Raw genomic sequence first — 14,532 nt, 5'->3', positions numbered from 1 at the left:
GCCCCGACCGGGTGGTCGAGACGTGAGCCGTCGCGGCGAGGCGCCTCTATAGCGCATTCACCCCCCGAACGTCGATGGCGCGCCGAAACGTCTCTTGATGGCGTCGGCCAGACCGTCGCGGACCTCGCGATAGGCCTCAAGCCGGGCCTCGCGGGAGCCGTCGACCAGGGTGGGATCGTGGGTCGGCCAGTACTCGATATCCACCGCCCGGTCCCGCGCCAGCTCGACGGCGCGGTGCTGGGCCTCTGGAGTCAGCGACACGACGACGTCGAAACTGTCGTCCTCCAGCTGGGCGAAGGTCTTGGGTTTGTGATCGGAGACGTCCAGACCCAGCTCGTCCATCACGGCGATCACAAAGGGGTCGATCCCCTCATCGGTGGGGTCGCCGCGCAGCCCGCACGAATCAACGAAGGCCCGGGTGCCGTAGAATCGCTTGAACAGCCCCTCGGCCATGGGCGAGCGCACCCGGTTGTAGTTGCAGGTGAAGAGGACGGCGTCCGGCAGAGCAGGCAACGCGCCCTAGCCTCGCCAGTGCAGCGCGCAGATCAGGGTGAACAGGCGCCGCGCGGTGTCGAGGTCGGTCTTGACCTTGCCCTCGAGCCGCTCGCGCAGCAGGGACGAGCCTTCGTTGTGCAGACCGCGCCGGCCCATATCCAGGGCCTCGATCTGCTGGGGCGTCGAGTTGCGGATCGCCGAGTAATAGCTGTCGCAGATCATGAAGTAGTCCTTGATCACCCCCTTGAAGGGCGACAGGGACAACAGGTGCCGGCGCTCGTAGTTGGGCCCGCCGATGTCGAAGGCCAGCCGGTTCTCGATCAGCGACAGCTTCAGGTCATACGGACCGCCATGGGCCTCGGCCGGCTCGAAATAGTTCGAATCGAGCAGATCGAAGATGGCGACCTGACGCTCCTGCTCCTGATCGCGCGAGGCGGCGGCGAGGCTGTCATCGTCGATGACGATCGACTTCAGGTGCTGATTGGCGTTGGCGTCGGTCATGTGTAGCCAGAGCTTTGCGCGTCAGTTGACCGAAGGCAACTGGCGAGCCGCTTCGATGTCAGCTCGCACCCCGCTCAGAAAAGCGAGGGAGCTGGGATCGTCGGCACCCAGTTCATCAGCGGGAGCGGCCTCCAGCAGCGCTTCGGCCTCATCCAAGCGCCCAGCGCGTACCAATGTCAGTGCTTGATTGCTCCGAAAGATAGCCAGATTGGCATTCCCTTCGAGCTCGCGGCCAGTCTCGAAAGCAAGCAAGGCTTCGTCGTAGCGTTCAGCATCGGACAGAGCCGCGCCTAGGAGCGACCAGAGCAAGCAGGCGGTCGGCGCCCGTCGAACGCCGCGCGCCAAGATCGCGAGCGAAGCAGCAGGGCGACCAAGACCTTCGAAGGCCTTGGCGCGGATCTCGAAGGAGCCCGAGTATCGCAGTTGCGCCAGACGTCGTCCTATTTTCCAAGCCGCCTTGAAGCGCCTTCGCTCCAGAAGGCCATCGGCTTTGCGCATCAAGGCGTCCACTCGCCGTTGGCGACCCTCAGGACTAGCCATCTCTAGGGCAACCGGATCGACGCCGAAAGGGCGTGGGCCGGCAGGCCTTCGGCCGTCGCCAGGGCCGCCGTGTGCGGACCCAGGATCGCGAACGCGGCCGCGTCGCACTTCACGATCGAGGTGCGCTTGAGGAAGTCGTAGATCGACAGACCCGACTGGAAGCGCGCCGCGCGGCTGGTGGGCAGCACGTGGTTGGATCCGGCCACATAGTCGCCGATGGCTTCCGGCGTCAGGCGACCCAGGAAGATCGCCCCGGCATGGCGCACCCGGTCCGACAGACGCTCCGGGTTATCCAGAGCGAACTCGACGTGCTCGGGGGCGATGGCGTCGACCAGGGCCGGACTCTCGTCCAGCGGCGCGATGATCACCGCGCCGTGGTCGCGCCACGAGGCGGCGGCGTCCGCGCCGGTGGCCAGGGTCTTCAGGCGCTCAAGCACGGCGGCCTCGACCGCGGCGGCGAAGGCCGGGTCGTCAGTGATCAGGATCGACTGGGCGGCCGGGTCATGCTCGGCCTGGCTCAGCAGGTCGGCGGCGATCCAGTCGGGATTGTTCTTGTTGTCGGCCACCACGACGATCTCGGAAGGACCGGCCAGGGCGTCGATGCCGACCACGCCGTACAGGCGGCGCTTGGCGGCGGTGACATAGGCGTTGCCGGGGCCGACGATCTTGTCGACCGACTGGATGGGGCCGGCGCCATAGGCCAGGGCCGCGACGGCCTGGGCCCCGCCGATGCGCCAGATCTCGGTGACGCCGGCTTCCTTGGCGGCGGCCAGCACGGCCGGCTGCAGCTTGCCGGGCGGGGTGACCATGGCGATGCGGTCGACGCCGGCCACCTGGGCGGGCACGGCGTTCATCAGCACGGTCGAGGGATAGGCCGCGCGGCCGCCGGGCACATAGACGCCCACGGCCTCGATCGGCGTCCAGCGCCAGCCCAGCTGAACCCCGGCCTCGTCGGTCCAGGCCTGGTCGGCCGGACGCTGGCGGGCGTGATAGGCGCGGATGCGGGCGGCGGCGAAAGCGATGGCCTCGCGCACGTCGGCGGGGGTCTGCGCGGCGCCGGCCTCGATCTCCTCGGCCGTGACGCGGACGGTCTGTTCGGTCAGGTCGACGCGATCGAACTTGCGGGTCAGGTCCAGCACGGCCTGGATGCCGCCGGTGCGGACGGCGTCCAGCACCTGAACGACCGAGGCGTCGACATCCGCGGGCGATCCCCGATCCTCGTCGAGGAAGGCCTTGAAGGCGGCGGCGAAATCAGGGGCGGAAAAGTCGAAGCGGCGCATGGCGTGTAGATGCGGGTTTTTGCGTGGGAGACAAGGGGCTTTGGCGCACTTGCCCCCTGCGGGCTGCTGCGCAGCCGTCTTCCCCACATAGGCGGGGCCATCGGATATGACGTCACCGCCAGAACGTTTGTCATCCCGGACAAGCCTGGCGAAGCCGGGCGCCGATCCGGGACCGACCTGGAACGCGGCGCTCAGGCGTCGGTCCCGGATCTGCGCGCTGCGCGCTTGTCCGGGATGACAGCCGTTATGGGTCATATGCGATGGCCCTGCCCCTCCGGGGGAGGCGCGCCGCAGGCGCGGCGGGGGCAAGTGTCGCGAACAAGGGCTCATGGCCTCGCGCTTTCGCTGCGATGGTGATGGGAAGGGTCGCGGAGCGTCCGGGCCTCGCCCGGATGATTGGATAGTTGAATACCGTTTCGACGAAGACAGACGCTCCGCGTGATCGTTATCCCTCTGGCCGGGGTGCGCAGGCCTGTTCAGCCTTTTGCCCCACCCGGGCTTTGCCCTCCTCGCGACGGACCCAGCCTTGGGCTGCAGCCGCGCCGATTCCGGAGGAACCCGGAGCGAACCTTCGGACGGGCGGAGGCCTTGGCTAGCCCCCGATAGGTGGGTTTACGTCACCCGCCCTCTAACCCCGCTCGATCACCCCTGACAGCCGTCTCAGTCGCCGGCCGGACGCCCTTCCCGTGCTGTCAGGTGAGATTGATTATGCGGGCGGTTTCAGCGCGTCGGACGGGCGCGATCGTTTTATTCTTAGGGCTCTGATTTTGTTGCGCTCTATCCGGGAAGCCACGGGGATAGAGGGCAGCCAATCCCCGTTCTCGCTCCACAAATGCTTGTCATCCCGGGCGGCGAAGCCGACCCGGGACCCAGGGGCCGGCGCAATGCGGTTGCCCCTGGGTCCCGGCGCTCCGCTGCGCTACGGCCGGGATGACAAGCATTTTGTTGCTGTTGGAAAGCCTTCGCGCCCGCGAGAGGGAGCCATCCTTAAATCTCACGGCGAGACGATCGCCGGTCTGACCAGGTTGCTCAAGGACGGCGCTCCGCGCCGCCGCGGAGCGGCTGGCCGCAGGCCAGTCCTTGACCAACCTGGACAGACCGGCACGCTGCAGCCTCCAGGAGACTTAAGGATGAACGGGACGCGGGGGCGTCAGCTTTCGGGAGGGAAGGCAAAGCGTGCTTCCGACCCATTGCGGACCTTCGCAACGACAGGTGACGCGCTGATCTTGTCGAGATAGCGTGACCTTATGGAATGGCTGATTTTGGCATTTGTGGCGCTAACCTGCGGGCTTTTGAGCAGGGTCGCTGTCCACAGGTTCTATCCTTATCGATGGGCCGTGGCCCTTGGGCTGCCCCTCTTGTTTCTTGGTGGTCTTGGGTATCTGGCTTTCAGCTTGACCGCACGTTTTGCGACCTGCGAAGGAAGTGACGGCGATTGCGGCCCGTCCACTTTTTTGGCGGCTGGAATTGTTGCCTTCGGTGTTTCGATGAGCGGGTTCGTTGGCTCGGGAATGGGTGTCTGGTTGGGCTTTCGACGCGCTGCGGCGAGACTCCCTTTGATCGAAGTCTCCGACCGCTAACCACCCTTCTCAGACATTCGAAGGGTCCGCTGTCGGGCAGGTGGGTCCAAGGTCCGCATGCCGGACGGGTTCCAATTTCCCCTCCCGACCCAAGTCGGACGGTTGATGCGGCACTCCTATCGGGAGCCATCAATGACTGTGCCCTCAGTGACGCCGTTAGAAGTCCGGGTCAGGCTGCACCGGCCAACACGTACTGACATGCCGTTTTGGCCAGCGGCCAAATCATGCTCCGCCTTCTGATATTCGCTCACCGAGATGCTACACTTCCCGGCAATCTCTTCCTCAATGGTGGGATTGTCGAAGCACGCGCTCAGTAGGAGAGCGAGGCAGGCAATCAGCGGTTTCGGGCTTCTCATCCTTTTATCGTGCAACACGAAGTTGAGCCTGTCCAATGTCTGCTCACCAACCGTTGCGGACCTTGGATCATGGGCGCGAGCGAGTGGTCTCGTTCCAATCTCTGGACACCCAATTATCTTCCTGGCCAAGAATGGTGACTGCATGATCCTCGACCACGGGGTTTCCGTGGCAAGCCCAAGGCGCAGATGGGGACACCACCCAAAGGCTATCCGCAGGTCCGAGGAATGGCTGGAGCTTCTCCATGACACGGCCAGCGCCAATATCTGTCGAGACTAGATACGATGATGACGTCATTGCGCTCCAGTCGCCGAGCGACTTCAAAGCGCTGATCAAGGAAACGCAGCGGGCTTCCTCTACCTCAAATATGATGACGAACTGCATATGCGCTCCTGCTTGAGCGCAACAATACCAAGCTGACGTCTGCTAACCACCCGTAGCGGACCTTGGCGACGCCCGGACTTTCCCGCACCGGCAAATCCCAGCTCAAACCCGGCCTCACTCGCCGCGTCTGGCCCGAGCCCCCCGCATCATCCCCCAATAGACCGCCCCCGCCAGCCCCAGCCCCACAAACCACGCATACGTATAGAGCCCGGTCCAGAACGCCCCCACGCCGCCGAACAGGTGCGGCGCGGCCGAGGCCAGGAACCCCGGCAGGTTCGGCGCGACACCCACGGCCAGGGCTGCCAGCGCGGCCGGGTTCCAGCCGCCGCGATAGGCGTAGGCGCCGTCCTTGGCGTACAGGTCATCCACCGCCAGCACGGTTTTCCGCAGCAGCCAGTAGTCGACGATCAGGATCCCCGCGATCGGTCCCAGCAGCGCGCCATAGCCGACCAGCCAGACGAAGATATAGCCTTCAGTGGTCTCCAGCAGCTTCCACGGCATGATCAGCACGCCGATGCCGGCGGTGATCCAGCCGCCGATGCGGTAGGTGATCTTGCTGGGCCACAGGGCCGAGAAGTCATAGGCCGGGCCGACCAGATTGGCGGCGATGTTGCAGCACACCGTGTCGAGGCTGATGATCAGCAGGCCGATCACCACCGCGATGCCGCCGATGTCGCCGGCCAGCTGCACCGGATCCCACACCGCCTTGCCGAACACGATCACGGTGGCCGAGGTGGTGATCACGCTGACCAGGGCCAGCAGGCCCATCGGGATCGGCAGGCCGATGGCCTGACCCAGGATCTGGTCGGCCTGCTTTTTCGCGAAACGGGTGAAGTCGGGAATGTTCAGGGCCAGGGTCGCCCAGAAGCCGACCATGGCCGTCAGGGCGGGAACGAAGACGCTCCAGAACTGGCCGGCCTTGGGGCCGCCGTCGACGAAGGCCGAGGGCTGGTGGAAGATCGGACCCAGGCCGCCGGCCTTGTCCATCGCCCACCACACCATCAGGGCGCAGATGATCAGCTTGATCGGCGCGGTCCAGGTCTCCAGCCGGCGCACGGCGGTCAGGCCCTTGGTGACGAACAGCAGCTGGATGGCCCAGAAGGCCAGGAACGCCAGCAACTGGCCCACGCCGATGCCCAGCAGCGGGATCGGCGCGCCCACCAGGCTGCGCCCCATGATCACGCCCAGCAGGGTCAACAGCGCGCCGCCGCCGATCCAGGTCTGGATGCCGTACCAGCCGCAGGCGACGACCGCCCGGGCGACGGCGGGGATGCGCGCGCCCTTCCAGCCGAACGAGGCCCGCGCCAGCACGGCATAGGGCACGCCGTGCCGGGCGCCCGCATGGCCGATCAGCAGCATCGGAACCAGCACGACCAGATTGCCCAGCAGCACGGTGGCCACCGCCTGCCCGGCCGACATCCCCTGCTCGATCAGGCCCGAGGCCAGCATGTAGGCCGGTACGCAGATGACCATGCCCAGCCACAAGGCCGCGAAGTGCCACCAACGCCAGGTGCGTTGCGCCTCGCCGGTGGGGGCCAGGTCTTGGTTCCAGAGGTCGCGGTCGGGGGCGCTCATGCGTCGGCTTCCCGCGGGCGCAGGACATCAGCTCGCGCCGGCCCCCGCCTCGGACGCGAGGGACGAGCTTAGGAGGGGTTTGGCTTGCGTGGCAAATGGGGGGACAGATGGGTCCAGCTCAGCAACGCCCCCTCCGTCACGTCGCTTCGCGCCGCGCCACCTCCCCCGCACGCTGCGCTACGGGGCAGGAGAAGAGCAGTTGAGCCCTCCTGCCCCGCTTGCGGGGGAGGTGGCGCGGCGCGGATACGCGACGTGACGGAGGCGTCGGGCGTTGACTGCCCGTCCTCACACGCTGCCGGGAAAGCTCTAGCTCAGCCCCGCATAGGCCAGGGTCGCCATGCCGGCGACCAGAACGGCAAACAGGCTGACCAGGGCCAGGCGCCCCCAGTCGAAACAGGGGCCGCCATGCCGAAGCACGGGCGGAGCGGGTTTGGTGATGTCGCACGCACGCAGAAACACCGACTGGGTTTCCCCGGTCGCATAGGACTTCCTGGCCATGACGGCCTCCTAACGATGCTCACGCCTCTGACGGGCGCGTGGCGTTAACCTAGCACCGTTCCCGCCTCAGGTGAGTTCGCCGGCGATCACTAGCGCGTGGGACGAATCCTCGGCGCCGGCGCTGCCTGTTTGGAAGTCAGATTCAAGGCATGCCCGCAAATCAGGCAGGACGCCTAGTCGGCGTGCCCCGGCCGGTGGGGGGTGGCCCAGGGCTCGGAGACGTCGGCCAGCACCACGTCCAGGCAATCGACGCCCACCCGCAGGTCGCCGCCGCCGGCGAAGGTCAGCATGACGGTGCCGCCGGGGGCCTCGCCGGGCTCGAAGGCGATGGCCAGCAGTTCGACGATGGCGCCCTTGGCGTCGCGCTTGAGGTTGCGGGCCTGGACGCCCGTGACGTCACCCAGCTGCAGGGCCGAACGCACGCGCTCGCCCGCACCCTTCTTGCCGCCGGCCTCCCAGCGGAAGCGGTTGCAAGCGATCGTCAGGGTGCGGCCTTGCGCGTCCCAGTGGATGTCGCCGATCTTGGCGATGGCGTCCTGCAGGGCGGCGGAGATCACCGCCAGGTCGTCGGCGTCCTGGGCCAGCAGTCGCAGGGCGGGGGCGGTCTTTGCCATCTAGAGTTCGGCCTCTCCGTCGTCCTTGATGCGGCGCACCTGCGCCCCACAGGCCGTGAGCTTTGCTTCCAAACGCTCGAAACCGCGATCCAGGTGGTAGATGCGCGACACGATCGTCTCACCGCGCGCCGCCAGGCCGGCGATCACCAGGCTGACCGAGGCGCGCAGATCGGTGGCCATCACCTCGGCGCCTTCCAGCTGGGCGACGCCGCGCACGCGGGCCTCGCCGCCCGACACCGAGATGTCGGCGCCCAGGCGCATCAGCTCCGGGGCGTGCATGAAGCGGTTCTCGAAGATGGTCTCGCGGATGCGGCTCTCGCCGTCGGCCAGGGTCATCAGGGCCATGAACTGGGCCTGCAGGTCGGTGGCGAAGCCCGGATAGGGCGCGGTCTCGATGTCGACCGCCTTCAGGCGCTCGCCGTTGCGGCGGATAATGACGCCGTCGCTGGTGCGTTCGACGCCGCAACCGGCCTCTTCCAGCTTGTCGAGCAGGCTGTCGATCAGGTGCGGACGGGCGTTGGTCAGGCGCACCTCGCCGCCGGCCATGGCGGCGGCGACGGCATAGGTGCCCATCTCGATCCGGTCGGGGATCACCGAGTGGGTCGCGCCGTGCAGGCGGGCGACGCCGGTGATGGTCACGGTCGGCGTGCCGGCGCCCTCGACCTTGGCGCCCATGGCGTTGAGGCATTCCTGCAGGTCCAGCAGTTCGGGCTCGCAGGCGGCGTTGTGGAGGACCGTGACGCCGTCGGCGATCACGGCGGCCAGCATGGCGTGCTCGGTGGCGCCCACCGACACGAACGGGAAGGTGATTTCCGCGCCCTTCAGGCCGCGCGGGGCCTGGGCATAGACATAGCCCTCATGCAGATCGATCTTGGCGCCCAGGGCTTCCAGAGCCTGCAGGTGCAGGTCCACGGGCCGCGCGCCGATGGTGCAGCCGCCGGGCAGGCTCACCTTGGCCTGGCCGGTGCGGGCGATCAGCGGGCCCAGCACGTTGAACGAGGCGCGCATCTGGCGAACCAGGTCATAGGGCGCGAAGCCGCTGGTGATCTCGGGGGCATGCAGGATCGTCTGCTGGCCGTCGGGACCGTCGCTCTCGGTGACGCTGACGCCCAGGCGCGAGAGCAGCTTGCCCAGGAACCGGGTGTCGGCCAGGCGCGGCATGTTGGTCAGGCGCAGCGGCTCGTCGGTGAGCAGACTGGCCGCCATCAGCTTGATGGCCGAGTTCTTGGCGCCGCTGACCGGGATTTCCCCGTTCAGCCGCGCGCCGCCGATGATGGCGATGCGATCCAAAATGACGTCCCTCGAGCGCGCGACGGGGACGGATCGTCGCGCGGGTCACATGTGAGGGGCGGGTTCTATCCGTTGCAAGAGGGCATGCAAGGGGCGCGGCTCAAATGGGCGCGGAAAGGTCGTAGGATCGGCCGTCGGGCCAGCGCAGATCGTGGGTCGTGCTGGCCAGATCCAGGGCCACCTGGGCCAGGTCGAGGGCCCGCCGGGTCGCCTGCAGTCCATCCAGACCGAACGCCGCCTTGCCGTGCTCGCTGTCGAACTGGCCACCGTCGCCGGTCAAGCGCACCGCGCAGCAGACCTCGTCCGACTCCGGCGCGGCGTAGGGCGCGGAAATTTCCAGGACGAGGGCGACTCGCGCGCCGTCAGCGTGCGCGACGCCCTCGAGGCGACGCATGACACTGTAAGGCTGCGGCGCCGCCTCGGCGGCGGCGAGCGCCCTCTCCTCACCGCTCCGCGCGGGCCGGGCCGCGGCTTTACGCCTGCGCAGGTTGGTCCTGAGGGCCTCGGCGAGCCTGGCTTCGCGCAGGGATTTGTCGTCTGGGATCGGCATGGGCGAGGGGTGCGGCGACGAAGTCTGTGGGTCAAGTCGCATTTAGGCTTTGCATTCGCGATTTGGCTCGCTATACGCCCCTCCTCTTCGCCGCGGTAGCTCAGTGGTAGAGCGCATCCTTGGTAAGGCTGAGGTCCAGGGTTCGAGTCCCTGTCGTGGCACCATCGGGACCCAAAGCAATTCAAGGCTTTGGGTCCCGACCATTTTCACAGAAATGACCGGCGAAGAGGCTCCGCAAGGAGCGGACCAAGCAGGCCTCGTTGAGACGAGCGCGGCGGCCAGAAAACTCGCCTAGAGAACCCTTTCCCAAGCTATCAGGAATTGCGTGTTCGGCCCGGGTGTTGTGCTAATCAGGCCGCGAACGGTCAGCACAGGTGTGCATGATGCCGAATCTGGCCCTCGGCCGGCAGGGGAGCATTGGTTGATGAAAGCTGTCATTCTCGCTGGCGGACTTGGAACGCGCATCAGCGAAGAATCCCACCTGAAACCAAAGCCCATGATCGAGATCGGTGGCCGGCCTATCCTCTGGCACATCATGAAAACCTACGGTCACCACAACATAACGGACTTCGTTATCTGCTGTGGCTACCGGGGCTACGTGATCAAGGAATATTTCGCCAACTACTTCCTGCACATGTCAGACGTGACGTTCGACATGAGCGACAATACGATGTCGGTTCATCACCGCAATGCCGAGCCCTGGAAGGTCACCCTCGTGAATACGGGCGAGCTGACCCAGACCGGCGGGCGCATCAAGCGTATCAGGGACTATATCGATGACACCTTCTGCCTGACCTATGGCGACGGCGTCAGCGACGTCAACATCACCGAACTCGTGGCTTTCCACCGCGCCCAGGGCGTAGAGGCGACCGTAACGGCCATCCAGCCCGCTGGCCGGTTTGGCGCGATCGAAATCGAAGGGAACCGCGCCCAGAACTTCCTGGAAAAGCCCGTAGGCGACGGTCACTGGATCAACGGCGGCTTCTTTGTCTGCGAGCTCAGCGTCTTTGATCTTCTCGAAGACGACAACACGGTCTGGGAGCGCGCACCCCTGGAAGCCCTGACGAATCGCCAGCAATTGGCCGTCTGGCGACACGGTGGGTTCTGGGCGGCGATGGACACCCTGCGCGACAAGACCCAACTCGAGACCCTTTGGGCCGAGGAACGGGCGCCATGGAAGGTTTGGGCGTGACGGACTTCTGGCGCGGCAAGCGGGTTCTCGTCACCGGTCATACGGGTTTCAAGGGCGGCTGGCTGTCTCTGTGGCTAACGCAATTGGGGGCGGAGGTGTTCGGCTACGCGCTGGCGCCCGAGACCCAGCCCGCTCTGTTCGCCCAGCTTGAACTCGAAAACGCCATGGATCATGTCGTTTCGGATGTCCGGGACGCCGAGACCCTGCGAACCAGGGTCCGCACGTCGCGTCCCGACGTGGTTTTCCATCTGGCGGCGCAGCCCCTGGTTCGAAGATCGTATCGCGAGCCGCTGTCGACCTGGGACATCAACGTCATGGGCACGGCGAACCTGTTGAACGCCCTTCGTGACATCGAGCATCGCTGCGCGACGATCATCGTCACGACCGACAAGGTCTACGAAAACCGAGAATGGGCTTTCGCCTATCGGGAAGTTGATCGTCTCGGGGGTCATGACCCCTACAGCGCCAGCAAGGCTGCGGTGGAACTGCTAGTGTCCAGCTTCAGGGCATCGTTCTTCCGCCCGCAAGCCGCCGTTCGGATTGCCACGGCCAGGGCCGGCAACGTGATCGGCGGCGGCGACTGGGCCGAAGACAGGATCGTCCCCGATTTGGTGCGCGCCTTGGGCGCCGGCGAGCCGATCCCTGTGCGCAATTCTCGAGCCGTCCGTCCCTGGCAACATGTCTTGGAGCCGCTGGGTGGCTATCTGAGACTGGCGGAGCGGCTCTATCTGGAAGAGGGCGACCAGCTGCGCACCGGATTCAATTTCGGCCCTGAGCCGCGGGATTTCCGCAGCGTCCGCGAACTGGTTGAGACCGCGCTCGGCCATTGGCCCGGCGCTTGGCGCGATGCTTCCGACCCCATGGCGCCGCATGAAGCCAACCTGCTCAGCCTGACGATCGAGAAGGCGAGAGCCGAGTTGAACTGGAGCCCTCGCTGGGGTTTTGACGAAGCCGTTGCGCGCACCCTTCAGTGGTATCGCGCCGTCCATGACGGCCAATCGGCTAAGGAGATAACCCTGACCCAGATCGAGGCTTTCGGGGCGCCATGATCTTTACGCCCTTGGCCTTGGCCGGCGCCTATCTCCTTGATCTCGAGAAACGCGAGGATGCGCGCGGCTTTTTCGCGCGGGCGTTCTGCGAGCAGGAATTCGCCGAACACGGCCTGAACGGTCACTGGACGCAAATGAACACCTCGTTGAGCCGGCAGATCGGCACCGTGCGGGGGATGCACTTCCAGAAACCGCCCATGGCAGAGGTCAAGATGGTGCGCTGCCTGAGAGGCGCGATCTTCGACGTCATCGTCGACCTGCGCTTAGGATCGGCGACCTTTGGGAAATGGGCCGGTCGCGAACTGACCATGGACAACCGATCGATGCTCTACATTCCGCAGGGCTTTGCTCACGGCTTCCAGACCCTGAGTCCGGACTGCGAGCTTCTGTATTTCCATTCTCAAACCTATAGTGCTGCCCATGAGGGCGGCCTGCGCCATGATGACCCCGAGGTTGGCGTTGAGTGGCCGCTGGCCGTCACCGAACTATCGGCCCGCGATGCCAGCCTTCCCGTCCTGTCTGAAATTGAGCCGATCGTTCTATGAACTGCCGCCATTGCGAAACGCCGCTGCGCCAAGTGTTCCTGGATCTGGGGCACGCGCCGCCGTCCAACGCCTATCTGAGCGCAGATGATCTCAACGCGCCGGAGGTTTCGTTCCCCCTTAAGCTATTTGTCTGCTCCGTGTGCAGGCTGGTTCAGACCGAGGACTACGAGGCGGCCGACAAGCTTTTCACCTCGAACTATGCCTATTTTTCTTCGACCTCGCGCAGTTGGCTCGACCACGCCGCTCGCTACAGTGAGATGATCACCGAGCGGCTGGATCTGGACCAGGACAGCTTCGTGATGGAGATCGCCTCCAACGACGGCTACCTGCTGCGAAATTTCGTGGCCGCCGGCATCCCCTGCCTGGGCGTTGAGCCGACCGGCAGCACGGCCGATGCCGCAGAGGCCCTGGGCGTCCCTGTCCTGCGCGCCTTTTTCGGGGAAGCCCTGGCCGAACGTCTCGTGAACGAAGGACGCCAAGCGGATCTGATTTGCGGCAACAATGTCTACGCGCACGTGCCTGATATCAACGACTTCACGCGAGGCTTGCGCACTGCGCTCAAGCCGCAGGGTGTTCTGACGCTGGAGTTTCCGCATCTGATGCGGCTGGTCGAGTTCTGCCAGTTCGACACCGTCTATCATGAGCACTTCTCGTACCTATCGCTCACGACGGTTCAGCGGATCTTCGGCCAAGCCGGCCTGCGCGTGTTCGACGTGGAAGCGCTGCCCACCCACGGGGGCAGCCTGCGGGTCTATGGTTGCCGCGACGATGCCGAGCATGCTCAAACGCCCGCCGTCGCCGCCACCCTTGCTGAGGAACAGCGCATGGGTGTCGATACGTCGGAATACTACGCCGACTTCCAGGCGCGCGCCGACGCCGTCAAGAACGGGCTTCTGGAATTCCTTTTGCAGCAGAAGCGCCTCGGCAAATCGGTTGCGGGCTATGGCGCGGCGGCCAAGGGCAACACCCTTATGAACCATGCCGGGGTCAAGCCAGACTTGCTGCCCTTCATCTGCGACGCGGCTCCGGCCAAACAGCACCATTTCATGCCCGGCAGCCACATTCCGATCCTGCCGCCCGAGGCGTTGGACACGCGCCGTCCCGACTTCCTGCTGATCTTGCCCTGGAACATCGCCGACGAAGTCCGGTCGCAATGCGCGGCGCTTGAAGCCCTGGGGACACGTTTCGTCACCGCCGTGCCCGAAATCCGGATCCTATGACTCCGCGCGTCCTACTGACGGGCGCGACGGGATTTGTCGGCCGCCAGGTCTTGCGCGCCCTGGCCGAACAAGGCGCATGCGTCACGACGGTGGTGCGCAGCGGCCGGGAACACGCCCTTGAGGCCTCCCCCGCCATCGAGCGCGTGATCTCGACGCCGGCGCTGTTCGAGGAACGCCCGGAGTGGTGGGCCCGGGCCTGCGCGGAGATCGATCACGTCGTACATGTGGCCTGGTACGCTGAGCCCGGAAAATACCTCAACGCCCCCCAGAACCTCACATGCCTGTCGGGGACCCTGGCCCTGGCGAAAGGGGCGATCGACGCCGGCGTTTCGCGCTTTGTCGGCGTCGGAACCTGTTTCGAATATGACCTTTCCGGCGGCGACCTATCCGTCTCGACACCCCTGAACCCGACGACGGCCTATGCCGGCGCAAAGGCCGCCGCGTTCATGGCGCTCTCGCGTATTCTGCAGCCCCTGGAGATGACGTTTGCGTGGTGCCGCCTCTTCTACCTCTATGGTGAAGCCGAGGATCCGCGGCGCCTGACGGCCTATGTCCGCGCTCAGCTGGAAAAGGGCGAGCCTGTCGAGCTCAGCCATGGCGCACAGATTCGCGACTTCATCGATGTGCGCGACGCCGGGCGGATAATCGCGACCGCCACCCTGGGTCACGTTGAGGGTGCAGTAAACGTCTGTTCGGGCCGGCCAATCACTGTGCGTCAGCTGGTTGAAACCATCGCCGATGAGTTTGGGCGGCGGGATCTGCTGAGGTTTGGCGCGCGTCCTGAAAACCTGTTAGATCCGCTCCGCGTCGTCGGCGTGCCGACAGCCATACCGCAGCCTGAAAACAGAAGAGCGCCGTAGCGGAC

At 65.7% G+C, this 14,532-nt stretch carries 14 protein-coding genes, 1 tRNA gene and 1 pseudogene; 6 read left to right on the top strand and 10 right to left on the bottom strand.

Annotated features, from left to right (window positions below; all coding sequences use genetic code 11):
* Positions 1-57: 57 nt before the first annotated feature.
* The 10 genes and pseudogenes from ACW17Z_RS17690 to ACW17Z_RS17645 form a co-directional block, all read right to left on the bottom strand.
* On the bottom strand, positions 58-453 hold the full coding sequence (locus tag ACW17Z_RS17690) for an arsenate reductase/protein-tyrosine-phosphatase family protein (RefSeq protein WP_492058554.1): 396 nt from the start codon (positions 451-453) through the stop codon (positions 58-60).
* Between the two features lie 66 nt (positions 454-519).
* Positions 520-996: a UPF0262 family protein gene (locus tag ACW17Z_RS17685; protein WP_492056967.1), complete on the bottom strand. Its 477-nt coding sequence runs from the start codon at positions 994-996 to the stop codon at positions 520-522.
* 21 nt (positions 997-1,017) lie between these two features.
* Positions 1,018-1,494, bottom strand: coding sequence for a hypothetical protein (locus ACW17Z_RS17680; RefSeq protein WP_492056966.1), 477 nt, complete (start codon positions 1,492-1,494; stop codon positions 1,018-1,020).
* 44 nt (positions 1,495-1,538) lie between these two features.
* Positions 1,539-2,816: a histidinol dehydrogenase gene (gene hisD / locus ACW17Z_RS17675; protein ID WP_492056965.1), complete on the bottom strand. Its 1,278-nt coding sequence runs from the start codon at positions 2,814-2,816 to the stop codon at positions 1,539-1,541.
* An 823-nt stretch (positions 2,817-3,639) separates the two neighbouring features.
* Positions 3,640-3,758 (bottom strand): annotated as a pseudogene (locus tag ACW17Z_RS17670) (hypothetical protein); the annotation flags it as partial.
* A gap of 1,490 nt (positions 3,759-5,248) precedes the next feature.
* The gene (locus ACW17Z_RS17665) at positions 5,249-6,709 is read right to left on the bottom strand and encodes an NCS1 family nucleobase:cation symporter-1 (protein ID WP_492056964.1); all 1,461 of its coding nucleotides are present in this window, start codon (positions 6,707-6,709) and stop codon (positions 5,249-5,251) included.
* Between the two features lie 306 nt (positions 6,710-7,015).
* The gene (locus tag ACW17Z_RS17660) at positions 7,016-7,207 is read right to left on the bottom strand and encodes a hypothetical protein (protein ID WP_492056963.1); all 192 of its coding nucleotides are present in this window, start codon (positions 7,205-7,207) and stop codon (positions 7,016-7,018) included.
* A gap of 173 nt (positions 7,208-7,380) precedes the next feature.
* Positions 7,381-7,821: a DUF2948 family protein gene (locus ACW17Z_RS17655; protein WP_492056962.1), complete on the bottom strand. Its 441-nt coding sequence runs from the start codon at positions 7,819-7,821 to the stop codon at positions 7,381-7,383.
* Positions 7,822-9,111, bottom strand: coding sequence for a UDP-N-acetylglucosamine 1-carboxyvinyltransferase (murA, locus tag ACW17Z_RS17650; RefSeq protein ID WP_492056960.1), 1,290 nt, complete (start codon positions 9,109-9,111; stop codon positions 7,822-7,824). It lies immediately after the preceding gene.
* A gap of 100 nt (positions 9,112-9,211) precedes the next feature.
* On the bottom strand, positions 9,212-9,661 hold the full coding sequence (locus tag ACW17Z_RS17645) for a hypothetical protein (RefSeq protein WP_492056959.1): 450 nt from the start codon (positions 9,659-9,661) through the stop codon (positions 9,212-9,214).
* A gap of 89 nt (positions 9,662-9,750) precedes the next feature.
* On the opposite strand from ACW17Z_RS17645, the gene ACW17Z_RS17640 reads away from it, so the two are divergent.
* From ACW17Z_RS17640 to ACW17Z_RS17615, 6 genes are all read left to right on the top strand, one after another.
* Positions 9,751-9,825, top strand: a tRNA-Thr gene (locus ACW17Z_RS17640).
* Between the two features lie 260 nt (positions 9,826-10,085).
* Positions 10,086-10,853 carry a glucose-1-phosphate cytidylyltransferase gene (rfbF, locus tag ACW17Z_RS17635; RefSeq protein WP_492056958.1) on the top strand — a complete coding sequence of 256 codons (768 nt, stop codon included), beginning with the start codon at positions 10,086-10,088 and terminating at the stop codon, positions 10,851-10,853.
* Entirely contained in the window at positions 10,835-11,902 is a 1,068-nt protein-coding gene (rfbG, locus tag ACW17Z_RS17630) for a CDP-glucose 4,6-dehydratase (RefSeq protein ID WP_492056957.1), read from the top strand. Before rfbF ends, rfbG begins: the two co-directional genes overlap by 19 nt.
* Positions 11,899-12,447 (top strand): dTDP-4-dehydrorhamnose 3,5-epimerase, encoded by a 549-nt coding sequence (gene rfbC / locus ACW17Z_RS17625; RefSeq protein ID WP_492056956.1) that lies wholly within the window; start codon positions 11,899-11,901, stop codon positions 12,445-12,447. Before rfbG ends, rfbC begins: the two co-directional genes overlap by 4 nt.
* Positions 12,444-13,667 (top strand): methyltransferase domain-containing protein, encoded by a 1,224-nt coding sequence (locus ACW17Z_RS17620; protein ID WP_492056955.1) that lies wholly within the window; start codon positions 12,444-12,446, stop codon positions 13,665-13,667. Before rfbC ends, ACW17Z_RS17620 begins: the two co-directional genes overlap by 4 nt.
* The gene (locus tag ACW17Z_RS17615) at positions 13,664-14,527 is read left to right on the top strand and encodes an NAD-dependent epimerase/dehydratase family protein (RefSeq protein WP_492056954.1); all 864 of its coding nucleotides are present in this window, start codon (positions 13,664-13,666) and stop codon (positions 14,525-14,527) included. Before ACW17Z_RS17620 ends, ACW17Z_RS17615 begins: the two co-directional genes overlap by 4 nt.
* Positions 14,528-14,532: the final 5 nt, after the last annotated feature.

Source organism: Caulobacter sp. GSs2 (assembly GCF_058680895.1).
Note: the sequence above shows the minus strand (reverse complement) of the source record. Positions and strands in the feature narration are given on the sequence as shown.